Raw genomic sequence first — 23,439 nt, 5'->3', positions numbered from 1 at the left:
GCTTTGCGGGGTCTCGTTCGTGCATTATTGGATGTATCGCGGCTCGTCGTCGACGGCTCTATCGTCGCGTTTCTCGCGTGTCGTCCGGTCCGTCGAATCGGAGCGATTGCGGAGTGTGTCGAATCGCTGATTACGACTCTCGGAGGTGGTGTTCGAAGTCGATCCACTCGAGTCGCTCCCGGACAGGCTGGTGTTGCTATCGGCACCGGCGCTGTTCTCACGGGCGAGCGCGCCACGAAGTCGTGATCCGGCCGTGTTGAGTCGAGAGCCAGCCGCGTGGACTCGTGAATTACCGGAGTTGGACACGGCCTGTCCATCGGGGGTCACAGCCTGTTGACCACGGACACCGCGCACGAAGTTCTGACCGCCGCGGGTGGCCGTCTGGCCTTTCTCCTGGGCACCGGCAACTCGACCGTGGGCCCGTCGTCTCGAACTGTGGTGGGAAGCACTCTGGGCCATGAAGAAGATCGACCCCGCCTGCCAGAACAGAATGAACGGGGAAGCGACCGCAACGATCGGGATTATCAGCGCAGCAAGCCAGGCACCGAGGCCCTGTAAAGTGAATCCAAAACTGTTCCCTAGGATGTCTCCGAGACGGAATAACAACGCGACTGGCACTGTCATGAAGAGGAAGGGGACGTAGAACCCAGCGAGCCGTTTCACGAACTCTGAGACGAGTCGAAATGGGCCGACACCCGGTATCCAAAAAGCGATCAGGATCGGGATCAGCAGCGTAAACAAGTAGAGGACAATTTCGCGGATGAAGTAGATGAGAATAACGAGGCCCAGAAGGAACAGATCGATAGACAGCGCTGCAATTGCCGTGATGCTGCCGACTGCTCCAAACGAGAGCGTCTCGAAGAGTGTGATGTCGGAGAGGTTCGGAGCAAGGAAGATGGTGAGTTCGTGGATGAACTGACGCGCAAGTGCGTCCATCCACCACCATGCTAAGATTCCAAGTAACCCGGCAAACGCCCGGCGCTTGAGCTTTGTGCGGTGATAGCTGCTGAAGAGATAGCTTGTTGATTCTAGGAAGATGACGATCCCAACTGCCAACGCCCACAACAAGAGTGAGAGTGGAACAATTACGTCCCAGAAGTAGGTATAGATCCCCGGCCAGGAGTTGTTTGTTGGCTCTGTAAAGACCACATTCGGGTGAGGTGTGCCGATAATAATCGTGAGCGCGTCATTCGCATGAGTCTGGATAATTCCTTCGAGCGGGCTAAAGAGAACTTTGAGGGCCTCTGTAATCGCCCACACAATGACGTCACCGAGGGCACCGCCTCCACTGCCTTCTCCCGTCTGCGCACGGACAGCACCGATGAAATACTGGATACCGACAGCAGAGACGATGATCGGTACGACTCGCTCGGACCTACCCATCGGTGGATCCTCGCTCATCAAGAAGTTCGATCTCGATCTCACTACAGATATCCTGAGAGTTCACCGTCGACTGTTCGGTACCAATTGTGGCTCGGAGTGGTTGCCGGACGTCGTCTCCGACGCCGGTTAGAACGACAGCAGAGAACTCTACAGTTCGACCGTCACAGAGACTACGTCCGGGATTGAGCGGTGGTTGGCGGCCTAGTAGTATTCGAGATTGTCCTGGCTCGACAATGAATTCGTGTTCCGTCTCGGGTTGTCGGAAGTTGTGGTGAGGTGTCGTCTGTGCGTATTCGGTAGACGGGAAGATCGAGGCCGAACTATTCGGTGCATCTTCATAGCCGAGAAAGTAGATCCAGGTCGGTCCAGTCCCCGTGTTTTTGGCCGTAACGAGTAGATTCCCTCGGTTGGACAGTGTTTCTCGTCCTCCCGTGTAGGGCTCTACATCGATGATCTCGATTTTTGGGACTAATTCGAGGGATACCGAGGCGAACTCTTCGCCCTCTACAATCGCAACCAGTGTATGCTCACCTGGAGTATAGTGGCTCCTGACTCGATGTTGAAAGAGCGAAAATTGGGCCGTAGTCGCTCCTGCCGCCACTGTACTTGAACGGAAAGCGCTCCCGTCGGGTGTGATGAGATTCACTTTGTCCACGTCGTGACCTTCCTGAAGTGTGACGACCAGATCGGACCCGGAAATCGAAGTCGCTTCGAAGACCGGATTCGAGGGCGTCCGGGTGCCAGCTGTCCCTCCGCCAGAGCAGCCCGCAAGCCCGGCGACACCCGCTGCAAGCCCGGCCGTCAGGAACCGCCGCCGAGACACTCTCTCACCCGTCATAAGCCCCTCCACGGGGGCCAGACAGCCATTCCGGTGATCCGGTCGATGAGGAAGACGGCCAGCAGGAACAACCCGACTGGGACACCCGCCCGGTAGAGCGAGCGGACGACCGACAGCGCCGTCCCGTCGACGGACGCCGCATCCGAGGCGCCGACGTAGGCTGTCGTGGACAGCCACCACTCGCCGGGCTCGTATCGCGCACTGATCGCTCCACTCGGTCGCTGAATCGTCGTCGTGAGCGTCCCGTCACGACCGGTCTGGACTTCCTCACCCGCGAGTACGACACTCCCTTCGCGTGTCGCCGTACGGATCGGGTCACCCGTCTTCGCATCTCGGAGCGAAACGCGGACGGTTGCCGTCGTTGCCGTCGTGTTCAGGACCGCCAGCGAGAGGGTACTCCGGTGGATCGCGACCTCCTCGAACAGCCGTGGGTCCGCGTTCGTCTGGACTCCCCGGACGAGTCCGTGGGCGGTCACGTCCGAGAGGGTCTGGTCGGGCGTGTTCAACCGCGTCGCGATGCTGAAACTCTCCGTATAGGGTTCTTCGAGCACGTCCAGGTCGACAGCCCCGGGTAGTGTTGGCGGCTGGCGCTGCCCGCCACTGACCATCTGCAGTTCGACTGTATCGGCCGGCGACACTGTCGGCCCGGTCTTGATGGGATAGGCAACGACTCCAAGGGGATGGACTGGTGAGTGACTCGTAGACGATCTCGACTCACGTTCCGTGACGAGCGTGTCCCAGTTGGGATCGCGTGCCGAGTAGAACCGCCAGACACCCCGGACGTCTCCCTCGGGGAGTGAGTACCCCAACCACGGGTCGCTCTTGATGATGACCAGCCCGAGGTCGCCGTCTGGATAGCGAGCGTGCAAGCCCATGATGTCCAGGTAGTACTCGGTGACGGCGATCGAATCGCTGACCGTCACCGTCTCGGTCCGGTTCTCGAACGACGTGATCCAGTACGAACACTCGTCGTCCGGCGGCGTCCGGACGCACCGCTCGTGCAATCGACCGACTGTGACCGTGATGTTCGCTTTGACCGTCAGCGTGTGGTCGATGCCGATGTTGTCGCCGAGGTCGTATTCGAACTGTGGCCGCCGGCTCCCGTTGTTGCGGGCTTCCACCTCGCCGTCGACCAGCAACCGCGTGTCGGTCACGTCGTACGCGGTGAGATTCCACTCGGTTCGTTCGGTCTCGGTCTCCGAGTCCTCGGGAAGGCGAACTCGATAGTCAGAGACTCCCAGTAGCCTCCCGGTCGGTGCGACATACCGAGGCTGGGTATCGGGTGAGAGTTTCGCCCGCGTAGACGGCTGGACAGTGAATATCTCGACGTAGGCGTCTCGGACGTATCGCTTGTCAGTCAGCGATGCGCCTGGTGGATGAACCGACGTCTCCTGGCGAAAGCCCGGGAACTCATCCACGTTCTCCCGATTCCACTGGCGAACCCCGGGTGGCGGCGAGTCGAACGGGATGTCGGTCATCAGGGCTAGCGCATCTCGGCCCGTCGTTTCGTTTCCAGTCAGCGCTTCGAGCGCTGTCGAATCCGTGATATCCACGTCACGTGACCAGAGTGCTGGATCGCTCGATCCGTGCCCACTCCCGTTTGCGTGGCCGTGCCCGACGTCCAGAGCGACAGTCGACCCTGCGAACGCCTGCGTCGCGGTCGTGCCCACAGCAGTGAGTGCGAGTGCAATGGCGAGCGTACCACCGAGCGAGTGGCTCAGAAGCTGCAACTGGAGCCACCTGCGACGACACTCGTCAGGAGGAACTGCAAGATTGCAGTCCCGAGCGGGGCGACGATAACACCCCAGATCACGGCCTGATTCCGCATGGATTTCAGCTCTTTCTTCGAATCGACCGTCCGCACCGCCGTGAGTGCAATCGTTGTCCCGAGCGCGATGACGCCGCCGATGAGCGGGCCGCCGAACTGGATGAGGCTGAACAGATTTCGGATGGTCGTCGCCATCTCCGTCTCGCAGAAGGCTTCGCCCGTGGTCTGGGCGCTCGCGGGATCGATCGCGAACACCCCCAGTGTCGCGATCAGTAGGCCGATGGTCGGGCCCGTCTTCCGGAGCGAGCGTGTGAATCGATTGGTCGGTTCGTCTGCAACGTCGATGTCGTCAACGTCGTCCATGTGTTTGTAGTTGTCACTCGATACATCGGTGCTCTCAGAAGAGCGACGATGGGCGAACGACAGTACCTCGACTGGCTTGCTTTCCGAATAAATATCTTCCTAGATGTGGGTGAAATTAGTAGATTCCCTAATTAATTCAGTATAACTGGTGATACATCCCAATTGAATGCGGATGCGGATGGATAGTGATCACCTACTCTGAGATTGGTTGTTTGCCCCGCTCTAGCGCCCATGACAATCTATCTCAACAATCCTTATTGCATATTGCGTGCAATTCGCTATTAGGGATGGCGACGAGAGAAGCGAACTGGGGCACCCCGCTCGATACTGGTGGAGAGGTGTTCGAACTCCTCAGAAATGCTCGTAAAGCATGGATATATACGTATATTCACCATCATCCGTCGGTGACGATCCAAGATATCGTCGCGACACTCGATCTCCCCCAGCGGACAGTCTACGAATACGTCGAGGACCTCGTTGCCGCAGGTTTTATCGAGCAGTCGAATGACGGACGACCGGCAGAGTACATCGCTCACGAGATAGATATCCAGCTGGTAGAAGATGATGCGGAACGGCGAATCACGCCGGAGTTAGTCGAGGCGGTTGCTCGACGAATGCGGGACGAGGACATCGATACGTACATTGATCGCTACGGACTAGACGGACTTGCCGTCGCACTCGAATACACTCACGAATACGTCGATGGGTCGATTACCCATCAGATTCTGGCTCGTGAACAAGATATTTCGTCCTTAGAAGCAGGCATCATTTTGGACGCACTCCGACCTGTCGTTGAGGACTGAATCGGGATGGGACGCGACAGTCAGATCGCTTTTGTCGATTCGTCGGTTCTCATCAGTTGTGGCCGGCGTGAAAGTGCGGGATTTCAAGCGCTCGCTCGCGAAGCCCGTCAGCGTGATATTGTCTTCCGTCTCTCGCCACAGGTCTATGCCGAAGTGGCAGGTGACCCATCTCTCGACACATACGCAGCTGTCGGTTCTGCAGTCGACGAGGCACTACAAGAAGGATGGATGAAAGTCACGGAAAGTCCGTCATATTCGAACTCAGATGTCTCCAGCGTGATGGATCAGGCACGGAGTTTCATCGCAAATGCCAGCGATCGGTCAGAAGACATCATCGAAAAAGCAGATACAGGGATCGTGGGGCTAGCGCTCGAAAGGCTCCTCGATGACACCGCTGATCGAGTAACAGTTGTGACAAACGATATTCCGCTCGGCGAAGCAGCGGAATCGTTAATTCCGCAATATGGGTTCGACGCTGAACAGATCGTCTGGCTCACTGGTGAACAACTTGCTGACGAACTCGCTGAGGACTTCGTTTCTGAGTTCGACTGACAGTTGCTACTCGGACAGCAATTCCTACTCAGGAAGTGGTTTCTTGCCGGTGTGAACGCAGTCCCGGCAGGAAATCGTCGTCGTCCTCTCACCGGACTGACTCATAGAGTAGCGAGGCGAAAACTCACGACTGCAGTCGTGGGTTGGCGACTGGCACTCGGTTCGACTGAGATCTCGATCCGGACACCGCCCGCAGCGACGGACTTGGAATCCCTACGACCTGTGATCGCATCAACGGGTGGCCATTGGACCGCCACGGCAACGCGATGCTTTCACGCGCCCTCGTCGTGTTCATCGTGGGCGCAGGGATAGTCGACTGGGGCGCCGTCGTCGATACGGACGAGGTATTCGTGGTCGCTCGGATGTTCGTGACTACCAATGCGGACTTGAGCGCCTTCAGCGATGAGCGTGAATTCGAAGGCTTCGTACTGGGCTCGCTTGGCGATACGACTCGCAAAATCCAGTTGGTTGAGTGAATGCATGCTGTCTTCCAGAGCATCCGTTCGAGAGCGCTCCACTCTGGTGGCGCCGATAGAATCTCGTGCAGCGTGTCTCTCTGTAATATCTTATGTAACAAATGCCCTTGATACGAGTCTCCTTGTTACATAAGACGCGCCTCAGGACTCGTCATTCTCTGTCGTGGCAATGCTTATACTACCGGATATCGAAAATACATTTGAATAGGATGCCAGTCGATTTCGACGAGTACACTGAATCAGAAGACTACGATCACTGGATCCGGCCCGGATCGAACGCGCATACGATACTTTCGTTCCTGGCCGAGTACCCAGATCAGGGGTTCACTCCGACAGAGATTCACGCAGAAGTCGATATCCCCATGGGGAGTATCGGACCGACGCTGCAGCGACTGGAGAAGCGCGACCTCGTGCGACACAAGGACACCTATTGGGCGCTCGCTCAAGACGACCGTATCGCAGGCTTCGAAAGCACGATCAACAGTATGAGAGCGATCTCGGAGTCCGACGATGAGTGGGGAGATGTCGACTGGGATGCAGAGGCCGCTGATGAGTCGGAGATCGAGACCTGGCGCGAGTCCCGAACAGATGAGTGAGCACCTCCGCTGCGAGGTGGTTACCCATCCGGCGATTTTCCAGCCGTACAACCGCCCCTATGTGATCGTCAGCAACAATGCGAATCCGGACTACCCGGACCAACACATCGCACTTGGGATCTCGACCACTACTGCCCAAGACAGTATCCCGATCAACGCAGACGATTGGGAGGTCGGCCAGCTGTCGAAACAGAGCTATATTGTGCCCAGATATCCGACCGTACTCTCGGAGACTAACATCGACCACACTGTCGGCGCGCTCTCACAGCAAGTCGTCGATGAGGCTGTGGCAGCACTATCCGAAGCGATCGGCCACACCTGAACGCGACTTGTGCATTCGGGGTGACTGAGTGGATGCATTCTGGGTGACTGAGTGGATGCATTCTGTCTTCCAGAGCACCCTATCGAGAGCCCCACCTCTGGTAGCGCCGATAGAACTTCGTGCAGCGTGTCTCTCTATCTTGTCTTATGTAACAAATTCCCTCGACACAAAGAGCGTTGTTACATAAGATCCCATCCTCTCTCCAACTGGCACGGTAAACACGAGGGTCGCTGCGAGTCTGATCAATTTGGATGTGGCCTCGGGGACTTCGCAGCTGGTCGAGTCGGGTCGGAACGGTCACGTCGTCCGCCTTTTGGGGCCGGTTGACGGCGGCCCGTCCATCCCGAAATGCTATTTCTGAGTAGCCAATTCTCAGATAGCCTATTCTGTCTTAGGCCATCTTTTTTCAACGCGAGAATCCTGCTTTCACGGCCACTCGACTCTTCGAGTGTCCGGTGGGCGCTCCGTGTTCCGGCCTCTTAGAGCCCAGCACGCACCTTCTCAAACTCGCGGAGGTTGTGGGATAGATTCTGCCCGCTGAAGAAGTAGGCGGTACTTGTGACGGAGAGGTTCTTGATGCCAAGGTCAACCCCGAGGACCGTTCCGTCCTCGGCGGTGTTTCGCTCGGTGTCGCTCTTGTGTCGTCGAAAGCCGATATGCAAGACAGTGTGACAATTATCCGGTTATCTCTGAGAGTTGTATCTACCAACACCAGATGACTCCTTAATATTCATATATGGCCGGTAGATTCATCAATAGTCAATCTCTCCCCGCTACCTATTCATTTATCGCCGTCAGATTAATTCATCGGGGCTCTACAGATAAGCAAGGCGAGTGCCTCGGGGCTTGACCCCGAGGGTGAAGCCGACACTCAAACGTGTTCTGTTCGTTCGATATACCGTTCAATCGTCTCGCTGGATACTTGTCCCGCAGTTCCGATGTAGTACGACTGTTCGTATCGACCTCTCTGCGTCGTTTCCTCGCTTCCCTCTGTCGCTGCGGGACTCAGAATCCCAAAATAGACTTTGAAAATATATGCGTACTCGAAAATTATATTGCGCGAGTGCGCATACGAACACCATGGACAGATTCGACCCGGCACCGACGCCCGACGGCCGGCGATGGGGTGGCGATACGGATACATTTGGGCGGGTATACGACGTGTTGGTAGGGACGACGACGCTCGCGTCGTCCGCCGAGATCGCGGATATCGCGGACTGTTCGCCGAATGCAGCGAAGAAGCATCTCGACCGGCTCGCCGAGATGGGTATCGCTCGTGCGGACACGGACAGTCAGCCCGCACGGTATGCGCGCAACGAAGCGTACTTCGAGTGGCAGGAGGCGAGCCGCATCGCTCGCGGTCTGTCTACCGAGGAGATTCTCGAGCGAGTGGACGAACTCGAAGCTGAACGGCAAGCGTACGAGGAACGGTTCGATGCGGACGATCCGGCGACTGTACCGGCGTTCGAAGCCGACGATCACGAAGCAGTCCACGAGCGGATGGACGCGCTCACCGACTGGCAGCGTGTCGTCCGTGATATTCGCCTGTATGCACTCGCTCATCAGATCGCACGAAACGATGGTCACCTTATCCCGGCATGACGCCACCGACCGGGCCGTCGGGCTCCACAGGCCCGCCTGATCGACAAACGCTCCGTCTCCTCGAAGGTCATCTTGCCGACGATCCGCTCGTCAGAGAGACACGCTTCGAACCCGGACCACAGGACCTCCGAGTCCTTCGGGCCGAGCTGGACACAGACCAATATCCCCAATTTATCGATCATGCTCGACTCGATATCAGGTGGTTCACGAGCGGCGATTTTTCCATGCAATATCTCGAAAGACACGCCGACGAGACCCACTGGGAGTGTCGGTGGGACCGACATCCAAATGCACACAATTCGCGAACCCACTTCCACCGGCCGCCGGACGGAAATCCGGTCGAGGACCTATCACTACCGACACATCCGCTGGAGACCTACTCGGTAGTGTTCGAGGCTCTCGATCGACGTATCGAACAGGCCTGGAGCGATCAGTAAACTACCCTCCCCTACTTCGCTCGGGGGCAATGGCCCCGCTCGCTCGTTGAGGGGAGGGCTTTCGCGTGGACTCCCGTTCTACGCCTCAGATGAGGCGGGAAGGTCGTACTCTCCACTCACGTTCAGCGTCCCGCGATTCAAGCGCACGTCTACGGGTGCGCCTCCGTCGTCTGCGTTTTGCTGACGCCGGAGATACTGAAGGCCGATGTTCTTGGAAGCGTTGTAGTCGGCGTGGTTCTGGTAGCCGCAATCCAGACATTCAAAGTCCTCACCGTGGCGGTTGTCGTCGTGGGTAAACCCACAGGTCGAACACCGCTTCGAGGTGTTCCGTGGGTCTACTTGGACGGCTTGGACACCCTGCTCTCTGGCTTTGTATTCGACGTACTCGTAGAGGCGACGGAACGCCCACAGATGGTGCCACGACGCCTGTGGCACGTTCTCACGAATGTCGGTCAAATCCTCGAACACGATATGCGAACAGGCGTGTTCGGCGGCTTCGGCGACGATCTCGTTGGCGACACGATGCAGGAACATCTCGAAGCGTCCGCCCTCCTTGCGCTCGACACTCGCTATCGCCTCGTGTGCCGCTCGCGTTCCGCACTGTTGGAGGTCGCCACGTCGCTTTTCGTACTCTCGCTTCCAGTGGTTGAACTCGTTTGCCGACCAGAACCGTCCGGTCGAAGCGACCGCAAGTTGATTCACACCGAGGTCCACACCGAGGACTGTTCTGTGCTCGGTCGTGGTGTCGGTGTCATCCTCTTTGAGCATCGACGCATGGAGGTACCAGTCGCCGTCGCGTCGATGGAGTGTCGCCCGCCGAAACTCGTAGTTCTCGTTGGTGACGTACTTCGTCGGCGGTACGTCGGCGTCGTCGGGAAGAATGTAGTCGCACTCGATACGCCCCTCCGGTGTTGATAGCGAAACGTGGTCGCGGTGGAACGTGGCACTTCGCTTGTCGTAGATAGCGGTATCCGCCGTGAACGTCGGACGGGACGTATCTTGGTCGTTTTTGAGCCGTTCGACGCCGCTCTTGATGGATTCGACAGCCTGATGAATCCCTTTCTGGACGAGATTCGCGGTCAACTCCGTGTCCTCGCGTAGCTGGTCGTACAGCGCATCGTCGGCCTTCGCCTTGGATGTGACGTGGTAGCCGTCGTCGCCGTGCCAGCACCACTCGCTCGCGGTGTTGGAACAGTATTTGAATTGCTCGACAGTCTCCCGCAGGTGTGTATCCGCTCCTTCGGGTGTGTCGAGCTTGATAACGGCGGTTCGACGGTACTCCACGATATTTTCATATATCTGCTCGTAGTTACTTAATGGTTGGGAGTTAGCAGGCAACAGTCTGGTGTCTGGTTGATACCGGGTCGGCTTCCTCTCCACCCTACTCGCTTGTGCTTCCGCCGGGGCCGGAAGTCCGGCACTCCTTGAGGGTGGGCCTCCGCCTCGAATTAGGTGAACTGCCCCACCCTACCGCTCGCCTGACGGCTCGCGTTTGAGGGTGGGGCTTCCTGTTTCAACGACGCGTTTTGCAGATACGGACGTATCCGCAGGGAGCGCAGTCTCCACAGGCGTTGATTCGGAGTGTCCCACTCCTACATCTTGCAGACCGCGAGAACGGATATTCCACGCCGCGTTCGCGCCCCCATCTCTGAGAGTTGTATCTACTTGGGGAAACACTTCGAACGGGTCTCCGAAATTGCGGATCCCACAATCGATAGACGCATATCGGATTCTCCGGTCTCTCGCAGGGATGCCGACCGACGACGATCCGCTGACGACCGAGCGCGAGTATCTCGTCGTTCGCCCGACGACGACCGCGCTCGACCCCGACCACGTCGGGACCGCCTGCCGCGCGCTTCACGCCGCCGGTGGCGACGACACGCCGACTGTCGAGATCCTGCTGACGACCACCGGGAGTGCCGACGGTGTCACCTACTGTTTCGGCGCGACTGGCCTCCAGACTCAGGAGTTGAAACGTCACCTCCAACGGGCGTTCCCACGGGAGTACGAACTGTCCGCAACCACGACGACGCTGACCGACCTCGTGACCGCGCGTCCACCCTCTAGTTCGAAATCACGAACCGAGACAGGCGAATCCGACGACCCAACCGATTCGACTGCTCGGTCGCTGGCCGACCGTCCGGTCGCGGGACTGGAGTTGCTGGCGAGCGAAGCGTGGTCCAGCGACTGGCAGACCCGGCTTCGCCCCTTCGAATCCTTCGCGACCGACAAACGCACGAACTGGCCGCTTTCGACGGTTCTCAGCACGCTCGCAAGCACCGAGACACCGGTCGTCTTTCAGGTCCTCCTCGAACCCAGGCCCGACTGGACGATGGATGCCACGGCAACTATCGACAGGTATCACTCGCCGCAGTTCTCCTGGGCGGACCGACTCGTCGCCGAGCTGTCTCCCGATTCGGCCGAGTGGGAACGGAAGTCGAAGCGAGACCTGCCGCCCGACCGTCGCGAGCGGATCGAGTCGATCGAATCCGTCGACGCCAGCAAGTCCTTCCACGTCAACGCTCGCGCTCTCGCGTTCGAGCCTCCTACGTCCGAGACAGCGACCGACGGCGGGGCCAGCCCCTCCCGACAAACTGATACCGGACCGCGATCGGATGCACTCGGCCAGTCCACATCCGGAGTCGACCACTCTCCCCCTCCGACCGAAGATGCGAATGAAGGGCGCCCCGCAGAGACGCTCGCGCCCGAAGACACGCTGAAAGAACTCGAATCGGCCTTCGCGGACGTGAGCACGGAGTTTTACAGGCTCACACCGGTTCGATACGAACTGGACAGCGACGACGCGACGGCGCTTCTCGATTCGGTCGTCTCTCGGACACTCCGTGGATTTCGCCTGAGTCGTCGGCTCGAAGCGGGGCTCGGTCTCTCGATCCCCTTCTCGACGAATACCCACCCGCGGATCGTCGCCGACCCGACGACCGTCGGCAGTTTCTGTGTGTTCGGTGGTGCGGACCTCCCGGAGTCGGCCACCCGGGCGCTCGAAACACGACCCGGCGAGCGCACCGGTCTCGACCTTCCGCCCGAGCGCGTCCTCGATACCTACCGAACGGACGGCTTCGAAATCGGGCTCCCGCTCACAGGAGACCGCACTCGACTGGCGGAGCCACTCGCCGTTCCCCCAGCGCTCCAGCGCCTTCACATGCTCATCGGCGGCGGCACTGGGTCTGGCAAGAGTGTCTTCGGCGTCACCGGCTTGCTTCCGAACCACGCCGCGACCGAGGGAGCGACGGTCGTCTTCGACCCCAAAGACGGCCAGATGGCCGACGAGTACGAGCGCGCCCACTACGCCACCTACGGCACGCTCGAGAACGTCTACCGGTTCGATGCCGCAGAGATGGTCCCTGCCGAGCCGTTTTTCGACGTGACTCGCCAGCAGGAGTCGGGCGTCGCCCGATCACAGGCCGTCGAGGACGTGGCCGACCACACCGAGGAACTGCTCGAAGCGCTCATGGGCGAAGAACAGTTCAACCGCGCTGTTGCCTCACCACTGGTCATCGAGGCGATCGTCAAGGCAATGTTCGATCCCGTTCACGGAAGCGACCAGTTCACGCTCGAAGCCCTCCAGCGACGTATCGGCCGCTTCGCCGAGACCGGCCACACTCCCCCGGTGATCGATGCGGGACTGCGCCGAGAACTCCAGCGCATCGCCGAGACCAACGACGACACGCTCGCGAATATCATCGACGGCGCCGCCAGGCGAGTCGCGAAAGCGGCGATGGACAGCCGCATCGCACCGCTGTTCAGCTATGCACCCCAGTCGGAGGACGGACCGACCGTCGAATCGTTCGACTGGCGGGCGAAACTCGACGAGGACTGCGTCGTCATCATCGAGACGAGCAAGCTTCGAGCCGAGCCACAGCGCGCGCTCACACTGGTCGTCCTCTCGCAGATATGGACGGCACTCAAGCGCCGCGAGCGCGAACGCCGACAGCAGTTCGGGACATCTGCGGACCCTCCGCTGGTCAATATTCATCTCGAAGAGTCCGCGACGGTCGCCGCCTCGGGTATCGTCGCCGACCTCCTTCGTGAGGGGCGCAGTTTCGGCGTCGGTGTCACGCTCTCCTTGCAGTATCCCAAGCAACTCCAGCGCATCGACGAGGCGGCCTACGACGAAGCCGTCAACAACATCGGGACGATCGTCTCCGGGAACGTCACCGACGACGCCGCGCTCGCCAAGCTCTTCACAACTGACGACGAGGCTCCCGCGGACGCGGCCAACCGGCTTCGCGGGCTGGCACCCGGTGAGTGGCTCGCCTCACTCCCGACGCCCTTCGGCGCTGAACCGTCCCGTCCGATCCTGCTCGATTCGCTCCCCCTTCCGCCTGGCCATCCCGAGGGAGACCACTCGCTCTCTGCGACCCGACGCGCGACCTTCGAGGCAGCTCGAACCCAGCGCGCCGAACGTTCGCGCCGACAGGCCATCTCCCTGACACAGACTGCCTCGGTGACTGCGTTCTCGCCCACCGACGGGCGCGAGAGTCACGCCGAGTCCGATCCCGAGAAGCCACTCGCCACCGAGCATACGACGCTCGATACCACGTTGCCCTTCACGCGCCGCCTGCCGGGCGCTGTCGAGTTTCATCCACCGTCGCAGTCCATCGCCTGTGCGGCCTGCGGAACGCGCTACGGGCGCCGTCTGGCCTCTCTCATCGATGCGATCGAGTGTCACGGCGATCTCGCCGCTGTCGACCGAGCGGACGTCCCGACGGTCGATGCCGGGGTGACGCGTTCGCCGGCCGAGCGCTCGACGTATGAGTACTCCGACGCCCAGTTTCTCTGTCTACAGCTCGTATACAACGCCCACCAACGGGAGTACGACACTCGGTGGGAGTACGATATCGTCCACGACGGCATGGAGCGACTCCGGGCGTATGCCGGCCTCTCCGAGGAGGCGTTCGACGAACTCATCGTCGACGGCCTCGTCTCTATCGACGGCCGCCATCCCCACACGCTGTATACGGTGACGCCGAAGGGGCGCGAACTCATCGGTGCCGCCCACAGAGAGGGCCACGCCCACGGAGACGGCGTCGGTGACCTCAGCGAGTCCAGTCTACACGTCATGATGGTCGAGACGATGCGGCGCGGCTTCGAATCCCAGTTCGTCGACGACCCCGACCATCCCGCCGCGAGCGTCGAGACGTACTACCCAGTCGAGGACGGCCGCCTCGACGTTGCGGTCCTCGACGGTGATGGCGACGTCGTGATCACAGGCGAGGCCGAACGCTCGAACCACGATACCCTCCGGGCAGTGCCGGCCGACTACGACAAGATGGCCGCCTGCGATCCCGACCGGGCCTACTGGGTCGTCGAAGGCCGCTCGGAAGGTCACGAAGTGATCCGGGCGCTCCACAATCCCGGTGGCGGAAATCCGCGCATCGAGAGAACATACAGCGAGTCCTACGCACTGACGCGCGTCGCCTTCGACGAACCGGGCTTCTCGAACATCCTGACGATCGGGTCGTTCCGCAATCGATTCCTCGACACTCCGGGCTGGTGAGCGGACGACTCGCCGGTCGCTGGTGGCTCTCTCTGTCGACCAGGTGTCCTGAATTCGCGTTTCGATTTCGTCGAGAACCACTTCGAGCATCCGTCGGTGGTCGTTGGGCCAGTCTGCATCTTCACCTGGAGCTGACGCGTCTGGTGGCGGGTGAAGGTGATCGTGTGAGTTCTGTGGGTTCGGATGGCTATCCCACCGGCGCTCCGTAGAGCGGGATGGCCTTCGGCGTCCGTGACCACAGCATCCGTGACTTGATTCGTCGTCTCGAGACGATCACGAAGGGTACTCCAAGATCTGTCGGTCGAACGGGGCAGGACTATCGCCGTCACCTGCTGGCGGACAGGCTGTAGACGTGCTGCTTGCTGTGTCTCGATGGTCTCTCACTCGACGATGTCTACGTCCACGACCTCAAATCGGGCACCACCAGCGGCGCTCTCGATGATTCGAATCTCCCACCCATGCGCGGCGGCAATATCGTCGACGATGGCCAGTCCGAACCCAGTCCCAGTTTCGCTGGTCGTATATCCCGCCCCAAAGACGTTGTTACGCTCAGTTCCTGGAATTCCGGGGCCGTCATCGGCAACGAAAAACCCGGCTTCGTCATCAAGCGCACCCACAGTGACAGTCACATCCGTCCCCCCGTGTTCGATCGCGTTTCGGAAGAGATTCTCGAACAGTCGCTTCAACCGGTCGGGATTCGCTTCGAAGGTGAGATCGGATGTGACCGTTATTTTAGCCTCACCTGTCTCAACCATCGCCCAGCAGTCCGAAACAAACGTCGAGAGTCGCACTGCATCCCACTGTTCGACCTGTTGGCCATTCCGGGCTAGCGTGAGCATTTCGTCGATCAGCGTCTCCATTCGCGTGAGTGCCCGTTCGATTGCCGCTACGTTGTCGTCACTCGGGTCCAGGTCTTTGCGGACGAGGTCGAACCGGCCCTGTGCGACGTTCAGCGGATTCCTCATATCATGGCTCACAAGACTGGCGAACCTGTCGAGGCGCTCGTTCTGTCGTTCCAGTTCGTGGCGGTACTGCTCGCGCTCAGTTACATCCGTAAACGTCAGGGTGCTTCCAAGCCCACGTTTCGCCGTTCCGTAGGGCGTTTCTGTGATCCGAAAATATCGATTCCCTCCATTGTACCGTATCTTCAGGATCGGGTTTTCACTGTCGAGACACTCCGCCACCGATGGGAGCACCGCATCGAGCGGCGCATCCCGCACCGTATCGAGATCCGGGAAGAGATGACGGGCGGCCCGGTTCGTATCTCGAATGTGGCCGTCTGTGTCGAGCACCAGAACAGGTACATTCCGTTCTGTAGCGAGTTGAACGGCTTCGAACCGGTCGAGATAGACGAATACGACGCCGATGGCGAAGACGGCGACGCCGAGAGGTTCGTACGTGATATCGACGAGTATGGGCATTGTGTAGCCGACGAGGTCCGCCACGACCGGGAGACCGGAAATCCCAACCAGTAGCACGAGTGGGCGGGTATCGAGGTCGATCGCGGTGAACAGTTCGAGGAGCATGAAGTAGCCAACGAACGCCAGCGCGTAGGACAGACCCATCGCGGTCCAATGAAGCGGGCCCGTGGAGACGGATAGATGCGGGAACGGCGTGGCGACCGTGGTCGCTGTAAAATATCCGTGGTGAAGTGGATTCGTGACTTTCACAGCGACGAGTACGACGAAGACACCGATAGCGAGCCGGCGATATGTCGGGTTACGATGATACGTTCGATTCGTATAGGCCGAGCAGAAGTACAGCCACGCACCAACGGCTGCAAGCCCCAAAATCAAGCCGAGAACGTACCAGCCGAGCTTGAGTTGTCTCGCCGGCGAGACGAGAAACCCGACGTGGGCAGTCGCCCACCCACCGCTCGTAAGAAGGAGCGCCAGCAGCCCTCGACGTGTGTCTGCGTCGCTGATGCGCTGGAGGCGAGTGACGCTTCCGAAACAGCCGACTGCCGCGAGAGCGAACCACCCGACATACAGAGAAAACGTCAGAGACGGCGATAACAAAGCCATAACGCGACAAAAGACAGTGACTGGCAAGACTCTATTGATGGCTTTCAACGCCTGAAAAAACCACAGAGCACAGAGTCACGGTCTACCCGCAGTTCTTCGTACCCACTCTCCAGTGAAATATAATCCAAAGGCACTGTCTAGTTCAGCACCTCCTCGGCCTTGTTTAGACGCCGAATTGCGGGCCGTTGAGAGCCTGTCTCTCGATCGTGGATGAATAGACGCACGTAGTTCGGCTCGACCGATTGCTTCCCCGCCTCGAATTGCCCGGCTACTACAACCATTGCAAGCTGATCAGACCGATCTCGGCTCGGAAGCTGCCGATACTCGTCAACTGTTTCTTCTCGAAGGCTCGAGAAACAGTCTTCTCAACCGCTCTTCCGAGCGTCTAAACACGGCCCACAATATGTATATTCGTTAACCACATACAGCCATCCATGGAGTCCGCAGATTGTTATCCAGAGAAAGCTGAGATGGCGGACACTATTTTTGAAGACTTAAGCCACCACGTTCGAAGGGAAATAATCAACTTTTTTGAAAATTTTAACGACGGTCACTCTGCACCACTGAACGATTTAGTCGCCCATATTTCCGCACGAATGCCAGATCGTGACCGTGAAAAACTCATACTATCCCTCTTTCACAGACATCTTCCAACCCTGCAATCCACAGGATGGATTGATTTCGACCAAAGAAGTGAAGAGATCAGGTATTACGGTCACGAGTCCGTTCCTGAGTTATTGCATGAGGCAATGGCAATGTTCACGGAATAAAGAATTGTTTGTGGCCGATACGAACGCGCTCCTCCCCTCCCTACTTGCTCCCTTCTTGCTCGCTTCGCTCGTTCCTTGAGGAAGGGGACTCCACGCTACCGCTTCAGTTGAAAATAGAGTACCCCATTGAGATCCTGTGATCGATCCACCGTATTAGGGATCGGAATATTATAGTTCAGACTATTATATTCTAACTCCTAACTTTGGAATTCATATGTATCTCCCACAACGACTGGGGGTATGGACCAGTTCGTCAACCGTATCGAGGAACTCGATCGGTTGCAGTCACTTTATGAGAGTGACGCTGCAGAACTCGCAATTATCTATGGGCGCCGCCAGATCGGCAAGAGCGAGCTCGTCCGCCAATCGATTGCCGACCGCGACGATGCCGTGTACTTTGACCTCCTCCCGCGCCTGAAGGCGCGGGAATCCCACCATGGGATTTCAGGCCGAGCGCGGCCCTCAGGTTTCAAGACGCATACGTTCCACGCGTCGCCTGCTGGGTGTCAGCATCGGCGTGGCTGTCTTGTGGCGCGGCCAAACGCGCCCCATCCTCAGCCGAGTCATCGTCGGTCTTGTGTTCTCTGGACCGACTCTCTCCGCTGAGGTAGCGGTCTGCGATGTTTATTGCCCCGTTCACGTCGGCTTGGTATTCGCCCATCCAGCAGTCGTCGTTCGTACATGTGAACGTCGCTTGTTTCGGACGATACCCTCCTTCACCACACGCATGGCACTCTTTCGAGGTGTTGCGCGGATTCACCGTCTCGACGGGGATCCGCTTCTCGACGGCCTTGTACCGAATCTGGGCGTGGAGTTTGGCGAACCCCCAGCCGTGGAGACGGCGATTCATATACTCGCCGTAGTCCATCGACTCTCGAATGTACGTCAGGTCTTCCAGAACCAGCACGGGATTCTCGACGGATTCGGCGTACGCCACGACTTCACGGGTGACGCGGTGGAACACGTCGTCTATCTGGTTCCACAGGTCGTCACCGTAGGATTCGGCGACACGCTCACTGCTTCGCTTCTGAAGCCGTCGCGTGGCGGTGAAGTAGGTCTTGCTGAGCCGCCGAACGGTCTTGCCCTCGTCGGCCCACAGTTTGGGGTGGGTTGGAGAACCGTGGTCGTCGCGGTGACACACCGTGACGAGTGACGCTTCCCCGATGTCCACTCCGATAGGTGTCCGTTCATCTTCGGACGCTTCGGAGCAGTCCTCTACGTCGCGGGTGACGGTGACGTGGAGATACCACGTTCCGTCTCGTTGGAATAGCCGACTCTCGCCCATCTCAGCGTCCCCCGCGTTCAACGCTTCCAGCCAGTCTCGTTGGTCAGGGTTCGGTTGTGCTGGCATCCAGAGATGGTAGTCTTCGTGGTGCGGGACTTTGACGTACCACTCGATAGCGTTCTCGGGCTTGTGGTCGAGGCGAAGTCCCTCGTTGGTGAATCGAACGGGGTGGTCGTCGTGCAACTCGTCCGCGTTGTATGTCGTCGTCAACTGCGGGACGTACTTCTTGAGGGCGTTCTTCGCGTACCCAGACAGGTCGTAGTTGACTACCACGTCGTTCGCTTCGGTTTGGGTGGTGCAACCAGCGTCGAACGCATCGGCGAGGGCCTGCTGGTAGGCATCACGCGTCTCATGGAGTTTCCGCCGTTTGTGCGCGTTCGGGTCTACCAGTTTCAGTTCCAGCGTCTTCGTGAGTTCGGTCATTGGTCGCCCTCCTCGTGACGCTGAATGTAGTCCTGTACCGTTTCGCCGGAAACGCTCCCCGCCGTCCCTGCGTAGTAGCCCCGCGCCCATCGAATCTTCTCGCCGTCGTTGTCGGCGTAGCGGTGGTTGTATTTCCGTGAGGAAATACCCTTGAACCAGTTGGCGAGAAGCGACGGGGCGTGTTTTGGTGGACTATTGACAAACAGGTGAATGTGGTCGGGTTGAACGGTCAGTTCGATTATTTCTAAGCCCTTGTTGTCGGCGATTTCGTGGAGGATGTTTCGCACACGGTCGGCGACCTCGTTGACAAGTACCGAGTGGCGGTACTTCGGCAACCACACTATGTGGTAATTGAGGTTGTAGGTCGCATGTCGTGTGGTCTTCATCCGTGTTCCACACTATAGGCCGTCGTCGTCTTAACACCCCCGGAAAACCGTGGGGAAACCCGGCAATGGCGGGACTCGTGGATTGACGCACTATGCCTATCGCTTGACCTCCGCCTGAAGACAGAGGTATGCGCTATCGGTCTGTATCACACAGCACCGACCAATACCGAACGACGCAGACATCAAAGAAGTCGCGTTAAAACACGAACCCACAGGTGACTGGCACGTCTCATTCAGCGTTGAACGAGACGTAGAGGTTGAACTTCCGTCACCGGATGAAATCGATGCATCGGACTGCGTCGGCATCGATCTCGGCATCAACATCCAGGGAGCGGCTCGAACGTGAGCAACAGTCGCTCTCCCGCAAAACAGAAGGGTCGAACAATTGGTCGAAGCAACGACGACGAGTCGCGTCAGTGCATGCATCGATGACTACGAAGAAGCGTGATTTCAAGCATAAACTTGCGTATTTCTACACCACAACGTACGACGCGGTGTTCCTAGAAGACCTGAACGTGAGGGATCTCATGCAAGGAGAAGGGAGTACTCGGAATACAGCTGAAGTTGGATGGCGTGATCTCATCACAATTTTCGAGCACCACGGCCGGAAGAATGGGTGTCACGTCGAACCGGTTTCTCCGAGCGGCACAACGAAGGAGTGCGCGTCGTGTGGTGTGTCCGTAGAGAAACCGTTGTGGGTGCGCGAGGACTCGTGTCCGTCATGTGGGTTCGATGCTGATCGGGATTTGAACGCAGCAGCGAACGTGCTGGCGCGTGGTTTGCAGCAAATAGGAGTGGGTCACTCCGAAGCAACGCCTGCGGAGACTGCTACCGCTGTGTCCACCGACGGAGGCGATGCCTCCGTTCGTGTGGATGCAAGTGGCGTCGTCGAGTCAGGAAGCCCCGCCCTCAAGGAAACCGTTTCAACGGTTGAGTAGGGTGCGGTAGTTCACTTCCGGTATCTCTACGGCCGCGAGGGACAGTACGAACTCTACGGTGAGAACGCGTACGCGGACCTCATCGAACCGGAACTGCCCGACTTCGTCAGCGAAACGTTCGAATCGCTCTGTCACCAGGCGGTGCCAGCGCTCTATGCAGACTACCAGCTCACACAGGTGCCAAGCCAGTGGTGGTACAAGGGCCGGGAGGTAGATGTCGTCGCACCAACTGACGAGTCAACGCTGATCGCTGGCGAAGCGAAATTTACCAACACCCCCCTCGGCTATGACGTGCTCGCAGACCTCGAAGATGACGTAGAGCACATCGACTGGACGCCCACCGGAAGTGGCGAGCCGACGTATGAATTCGCCTTGTTCAGCCGCTCCGGGTTCAAACGCTCGGTCGAGGAAGCTGCAGACGAGCGTGACGACCTCCGTCTCTTCGATCTATCCGATATCGTTGGTGTTCTTGAGGGTAAAGCCGACCAGTAAGTGTTGTGACTGCTCGGTTCAGGGCCAGAATTTCCCTACTCGGAGAAACCCGACCGTTTCCACGGGACGGATCTATCGCAGTCGAAACGGGGGTTTGTGAATGCGCGCCTCTCCCAGAACAGACGGTGGATCTAGCGGAGAATGGGCTCGAAACTAGTTGTGTACTGTCCCGCAGTCTCCATCTCGTCGCTCCAGCGACGGCTTGTAGTCACAGGAAAGCTGTGGACCGGTTTTTCAGCGAAATCAGTCGTTCGAACGGCGGTACAAGCCCGATTTCGGCCGTAAGGTGTGGTTTCTGTGGTAATGTACTGGGGACTGGGTGTGCTGGTGCTTCGGAGGAAGCGGTCGTTCGAACGGGCGGCGTTCAGACATGGCGATATCGGGAGAGTCACTCGATCGAGTGCCCTTCTGATTCACAGTTGAGACCGTTATAGAATACCTCTCGACAGTGAATCTGTCCGTGTACCCGGGGTTTCGTCATCCACTCGACGCAGAATCTTCATCGACATCGAACGGCATGGTTGGGCTCATCAACTTTCTTGGTCGGTCATCGGGAGATGCACGCTCTATCGTCGATACGTGTCCGTTTGCCTGTTCGAACTCCGACCGCTAGCTCACTGCCGAATCACCTACTTTGACAGCCGAGACGCTCCTGTACCGGCAAATCCACTTCTCAGACTTACTTGGTGTTCCGCTCTCGAACTAGCGTTTCGCTCCGATTCTCCCCAGGTATCACCGGAGGGCAGCGAATTCAGCCGTCCCCGACATCGCTATCCCACCCTCCGAGAGCTATGAATCCCAGCAACCGCCGGTACACCCCTTGAAACACAGTATATTGCGGTAATCTGGTTATTCGTACTGCTGGTGGCTAGGACATTATTACCCGAGTATGCCAAATTCACCGGGGAGACCGACTCTTCCCCCGGTGTACCTGTTCTGCTCGAATCTTCCGCACCCGACTACACGCTGTGGACACGGAGCAACCACTGCCACGGCAGTCTCGAATCCCATCACCGACACACCCTTGTTTCAGATGGAACGGAGCTGAAGAGCTCTCTTCTCAACGCGACATCTCCGGTCACGTGTCTCGGCGCGAGACTACCTGTCGGAGTCTCGTGAGGAGTGAACCGGACTCGACGGCTGGATTTTCCTGGTCGGATTCTGTCTCGGACTGGGCTGTTTCGAGTTCGGCCGTGAGCCGTTGGTTTCGTGCTTCGAGACCTTCGACTTGCTCCTGGAGCTCGGCGATGAGGTCGAGATGTCGCTTCTGGCGCGCGGTCAGTTCGTCCAGTTGCTGTCGAAGTGTGACCGTCTCGGCCGTGGCCTCGACCGACTCGTTTGATTTCGATGCAGTGTCGTCGGCACCTGCACCTGTCGCTTCGGTCCGGGGTGGCTCGTAGAAATCGGTCGTCCCCGCGAGTACGCGCTCGATCGTCTTCTCCCCGTACGTGCTCCCGTCGGCGAAGTGGCGCTCGTCCCACTTCTCGCGCATCAATCCGGAGTCGCGAAAGAGCCGGTCGATCTGCACTCGGTCACCCCCGGTCCAGAACGCCAGCAGCGCACACAGGCCCATGTCCGCCTCCGAATGGCTGTCGTAGCCCGTCGTCCGCCCGCGCCAAAGCCGCTCGAACTTCTCGCCGTTCGTTGCGGCATGGGCTTTGTCGATGATCTCCTCGTCGGGTAATCCATCGTTCTCGTCGGACAATCCATCGTCCTCGTCGGCTTCTCCCTGGTCGGCGGCTTCGGATGTATCGGGCGCTTCCGTCGCCTTCTCGGCTATCTCTGAAGCAGCCTCGATATCGCCTCCATCGTTGGGTGGGTCCTGTTCGCCGGCGACGAACTCCGCGTGGACGGACCCGATCGCGGGGGCGCGACTCTCGACGGTCACTGGTGTGCCGTCGAGATGTTCGCCGGTGACGGTGAAGAATCGGGCGTCGTCGTACATCTCGACCCAGTCCCTTCGATTGCGGTCTCCGGGTAGACCACCGAGCGCGAGCACGTGAACGCCGGTCCCCGAAGGGCTCACCTCCGTGTAGGAGGCGAGTCGCTCGACGATATCTGCCGCTTCGTCGGTCAGCGTCCCCGTTTCCGGGACGCGACACGTATCGAGGTCGACTCCGACCAGCGGATCGTCTTCGGTGAAGACGAATCCCAGCCCTTCGGCGGCCCCGTCGGTGGCGTACTCGCGGGCAGTCTCGAACGACGCCCAGGAATCGGGATTCGTCGCCGACCCGAACGATCCCGTGTGCGGATTTATCGGGACCTTCGTCTCCTTGCCGCTTCGCTCCTGGATTCGCCAGCAGACCCACTGCTCGCGATCCGTCATTTCGTCCGGTAGAGCGTGTCATAGAAAGCCTCCCAAGGGAGGCCGCAGGGTTTGGAAACTGTGTCCACCAGCTCCAACGCCCTGCAAGACGTAGCTTCGGTTAACGACTTCTTGAATGCGGCGGCTACTGAGACAGT

17 protein-coding genes and 6 pseudogenes are annotated in these 23,439 nt (G+C 58.9%); 12 read left to right on the top strand and 11 right to left on the bottom strand.

Going from position 1 to position 23,439, the window contains the following annotated elements; translation table 11 throughout:
- Positions 1-24: 24 nt before the first annotated feature.
- The 3 genes from D1409_RS23605 to D1409_RS23595 all read right to left on the bottom strand — a co-directional run bounded on the left by D1409_RS23605 (position 25) and on the right by D1409_RS23595 (position 4,352).
- Positions 25-1,401, bottom strand: coding sequence for an energy-coupling factor transporter transmembrane protein EcfT (locus D1409_RS23605; protein ID WP_235853724.1), 1,377 nt, complete (start codon positions 1,399-1,401; stop codon positions 25-27).
- An 816-nt stretch (positions 1,402-2,217) separates the two neighbouring features.
- Positions 2,218-3,699 (bottom strand): hypothetical protein, encoded by a 1,482-nt coding sequence (locus tag D1409_RS23600; RefSeq protein WP_123539411.1) that lies wholly within the window; start codon positions 3,697-3,699, stop codon positions 2,218-2,220.
- 239 nt (positions 3,700-3,938) lie between these two features.
- Positions 3,939-4,352, bottom strand: a complete 414-nt coding sequence (locus tag D1409_RS23595) for a hypothetical protein (RefSeq protein WP_206425178.1) — start codon at positions 4,350-4,352, stop codon at positions 3,939-3,941.
- Between the two features lie 287 nt (positions 4,353-4,639).
- Here D1409_RS23595 and D1409_RS23590 point away from each other — a divergent pair, with 287 nt between their 5' ends.
- The 5 genes from D1409_RS23590 to D1409_RS23570 all read left to right on the top strand — a co-directional run bounded on the left by D1409_RS23590 (position 4,640) and on the right by D1409_RS23570 (position 7,101).
- On the top strand, positions 4,640-5,155 hold the full coding sequence (locus tag D1409_RS23590) for a DUF7437 domain-containing protein (RefSeq protein WP_123539410.1): 516 nt from the start codon (positions 4,640-4,642) through the stop codon (positions 5,153-5,155).
- 6 nt (positions 5,156-5,161) lie between these two features.
- Positions 5,162-5,707: a hypothetical protein gene (locus tag D1409_RS25500; protein WP_123539409.1), complete on the top strand. Its 546-nt coding sequence runs from the start codon at positions 5,162-5,164 to the stop codon at positions 5,705-5,707.
- 245 nt (positions 5,708-5,952) lie between these two features.
- Positions 5,953-6,183, top strand: a complete 231-nt coding sequence (locus tag D1409_RS23580; RefSeq protein ID WP_123539408.1) for a hypothetical protein — start codon at positions 5,953-5,955, stop codon at positions 6,181-6,183.
- Positions 6,184-6,392: 209 nt separating this feature from the next.
- Positions 6,393-6,779, top strand: coding sequence for a helix-turn-helix transcriptional regulator (locus tag D1409_RS23575; protein ID WP_123539407.1), 387 nt, complete (start codon positions 6,393-6,395; stop codon positions 6,777-6,779).
- Entirely contained in the window at positions 6,772-7,101 is a 330-nt protein-coding gene (locus D1409_RS23570) for a type II toxin-antitoxin system PemK/MazF family toxin (protein WP_123539406.1), read from the top strand. The genes D1409_RS23575 and D1409_RS23570 overlap by 8 nt, the downstream gene beginning before the upstream one ends.
- 419 nt (positions 7,102-7,520) lie before the next feature.
- Here D1409_RS23570 and D1409_RS25695 read toward each other — a convergent pair.
- Positions 7,521-7,763 (bottom strand): annotated as a pseudogene (locus tag D1409_RS25695) (RNA-guided endonuclease InsQ/TnpB family protein); the annotation flags it as partial.
- 209 nt (positions 7,764-7,972) lie between these two features.
- Positions 7,973-8,065, bottom strand: a pseudogene (locus D1409_RS23560) (IS200/IS605 family transposase); the annotation flags it as partial.
- Positions 8,066-8,181: 116 nt separating this feature from the next.
- On the opposite strand from D1409_RS23560, the gene D1409_RS23555 reads away from it, so the two are divergent.
- Together D1409_RS23555 and D1409_RS25790 are read left to right on the top strand one after the other, a co-directional pair.
- A complete protein-coding gene (locus D1409_RS23555; protein ID WP_123539405.1) occupies positions 8,182-8,703 on the top strand; it encodes a DUF7342 family protein in 522 nt (173 codons plus the stop codon).
- A complete protein-coding gene (locus D1409_RS25790) occupies positions 8,700-9,140 on the top strand; it encodes a hypothetical protein (RefSeq protein WP_123539404.1) in 441 nt (146 codons plus the stop codon). Before D1409_RS23555 ends, D1409_RS25790 begins: the two co-directional genes overlap by 4 nt.
- Positions 9,141-9,218: 78 nt before the next feature.
- Here D1409_RS25790 and D1409_RS23545 read toward each other — a convergent pair whose 3' ends face one another.
- Complete coding sequence (locus D1409_RS23545; protein ID WP_123539403.1) at positions 9,219-10,424, bottom strand: RNA-guided endonuclease InsQ/TnpB family protein; 1,206 nt, start codon at positions 10,422-10,424, stop codon at positions 9,219-9,221.
- Positions 10,425-10,607: 183 nt separating this feature from the next.
- Positions 10,608-10,787 (bottom strand): annotated as a pseudogene (locus D1409_RS23540) (RNA-guided endonuclease TnpB family protein); the annotation flags it as partial.
- 103 nt (positions 10,788-10,890) lie between these two features.
- Here D1409_RS23540 and D1409_RS23535 point away from each other — a divergent pair.
- On the top strand, positions 10,891-14,658 hold the full coding sequence (locus tag D1409_RS23535; RefSeq protein WP_123539402.1) for an ATP-binding protein: 3,768 nt from the start codon (positions 10,891-10,893) through the stop codon (positions 14,656-14,658).
- Positions 14,659-15,038: 380 nt separating this feature from the next.
- On the opposite strand, the gene D1409_RS23525 is transcribed toward D1409_RS23535, so the two are convergent.
- The gene (locus tag D1409_RS23525) at positions 15,039-16,682 is read right to left on the bottom strand and encodes a sensor histidine kinase (RefSeq protein ID WP_123539401.1); all 1,644 of its coding nucleotides are present in this window, start codon (positions 16,680-16,682) and stop codon (positions 15,039-15,041) included.
- 434 nt (positions 16,683-17,116) lie between these two features.
- Between D1409_RS23525 and D1409_RS25010 the strand changes: the two genes are divergently transcribed.
- Together D1409_RS25010 and D1409_RS25495 are read left to right on the top strand one after the other, a co-directional pair.
- Complete coding sequence (locus D1409_RS25010) at positions 17,117-17,452, top strand: DUF7344 domain-containing protein (protein ID WP_164471878.1); 336 nt, start codon at positions 17,117-17,119, stop codon at positions 17,450-17,452.
- A gap of 240 nt (positions 17,453-17,692) precedes the next feature.
- A pseudogene (locus tag D1409_RS25495) lies at positions 17,693-17,851 on the top strand (ATP-binding protein); the annotation flags it as partial.
- Between the two features lie 70 nt (positions 17,852-17,921).
- Here D1409_RS25495 and D1409_RS23515 read toward each other — a convergent pair.
- Positions 17,922-19,160: an RNA-guided endonuclease InsQ/TnpB family protein gene (locus D1409_RS23515; protein ID WP_123539400.1), complete on the bottom strand. Its 1,239-nt coding sequence runs from the start codon at positions 19,158-19,160 to the stop codon at positions 17,922-17,924.
- The gene (gene tnpA, locus D1409_RS23510; protein ID WP_123539399.1) at positions 19,157-19,546 is read right to left on the bottom strand and encodes an IS200/IS605 family transposase; all 390 of its coding nucleotides are present in this window, start codon (positions 19,544-19,546) and stop codon (positions 19,157-19,159) included. The genes D1409_RS23515 and tnpA overlap by 4 nt, the downstream gene beginning before the upstream one ends.
- Positions 19,547-19,691: 145 nt before the next feature.
- On the opposite strand from tnpA, the pseudogene D1409_RS23505 reads away from it, so the two are divergent.
- Positions 19,692-20,484 (top strand): annotated as a pseudogene (locus D1409_RS23505) (RNA-guided endonuclease InsQ/TnpB family protein); the annotation flags it as partial.
- A 12-nt stretch (positions 20,485-20,496) separates the two neighbouring features.
- Positions 20,497-20,976 (top strand): annotated as a pseudogene (locus D1409_RS23500) (DUF234 domain-containing protein); the annotation flags it as partial.
- A 1,078-nt stretch (positions 20,977-22,054) separates the two neighbouring features.
- Here the strand turns inward: D1409_RS23500 and D1409_RS23495 are convergent.
- Positions 22,055-23,302, bottom strand: a complete 1,248-nt coding sequence (locus D1409_RS23495) for a phage NrS-1 polymerase family protein (protein WP_123539397.1) — start codon at positions 23,300-23,302, stop codon at positions 22,055-22,057.
- Between the last annotated feature and the right edge of the window lie 137 nt (positions 23,303-23,439).

Source organism: Halosimplex salinum (assembly GCF_003730195.1).
GTDB lineage: Archaea > Halobacteriota > Halobacteria > Halobacteriales > Haloarculaceae > Halosimplex > Halosimplex salinum.
The sequence above is the reverse complement of the archived record's forward strand: the minus strand, read 5'-3'. Positions and strand labels throughout refer to the sequence as shown.

What these genes read in the sequence shown, in the direction of transcription:
- D1409_RS23605 (WP_235853724.1), bottom strand. Translation starts at nt 1,401, where the DNA reads ATGAGCGAGGATCCACCGATGGGTAGGTCCGAGCGAGTCGTACCGATC.
- D1409_RS23600 (WP_123539411.1), bottom strand. Translation starts at nt 3,699, where the DNA reads ATGACCGACATCCCGTTCGACTCGCCGCCACCCGGGGTTCGCCAGTGG.
- D1409_RS23595 (WP_206425178.1), bottom strand. Translation starts at nt 4,352, where the DNA reads ATGGACGACGTTGACGACATCGACGTTGCAGACGAACCGACCAATCGA.
- D1409_RS23590 (WP_123539410.1), top strand. Translation starts at nt 4,640, where the DNA reads ATGGCGACGAGAGAAGCGAACTGGGGCACCCCGCTCGATACTGGTGGA.
- D1409_RS25500 (WP_123539409.1), top strand. Translation starts at nt 5,162, where the DNA reads ATGGGACGCGACAGTCAGATCGCTTTTGTCGATTCGTCGGTTCTCATC.
- D1409_RS23575 (WP_123539407.1), top strand. Translation starts at nt 6,393, where the DNA reads ATGCCAGTCGATTTCGACGAGTACACTGAATCAGAAGACTACGATCAC.
- D1409_RS23570 (WP_123539406.1), top strand. Translation starts at nt 6,772, where the DNA reads ATGAGTGAGCACCTCCGCTGCGAGGTGGTTACCCATCCGGCGATTTTC.
- D1409_RS23555 (WP_123539405.1), top strand. Translation starts at nt 8,182, where the DNA reads ATGGACAGATTCGACCCGGCACCGACGCCCGACGGCCGGCGATGGGGT.
- D1409_RS25790 (WP_123539404.1), top strand. Translation starts at nt 8,700, where the DNA reads ATGACGCCACCGACCGGGCCGTCGGGCTCCACAGGCCCGCCTGATCGA.
- D1409_RS23535 (WP_123539402.1), top strand. Translation starts at nt 10,891, where the DNA reads ATGCCGACCGACGACGATCCGCTGACGACCGAGCGCGAGTATCTCGTC.
- D1409_RS23525 (WP_123539401.1), bottom strand. Translation starts at nt 16,682, where the DNA reads ATGGCTTTGTTATCGCCGTCTCTGACGTTTTCTCTGTATGTCGGGTGG.
- D1409_RS25010 (WP_164471878.1), top strand. Translation starts at nt 17,117, where the DNA reads ATGGAGTCCGCAGATTGTTATCCAGAGAAAGCTGAGATGGCGGACACT.
- D1409_RS23515 (WP_123539400.1), bottom strand. Translation starts at nt 19,160, where the DNA reads ATGACCGAACTCACGAAGACGCTGGAACTGAAACTGGTAGACCCGAAC.
- tnpA (WP_123539399.1), bottom strand. Translation starts at nt 19,546, where the DNA reads ATGAAGACCACACGACATGCGACCTACAACCTCAATTACCACATAGTG.
- D1409_RS23495 (WP_123539397.1), bottom strand. Translation starts at nt 23,302, where the DNA reads ATGACGGATCGCGAGCAGTGGGTCTGCTGGCGAATCCAGGAGCGAAGC.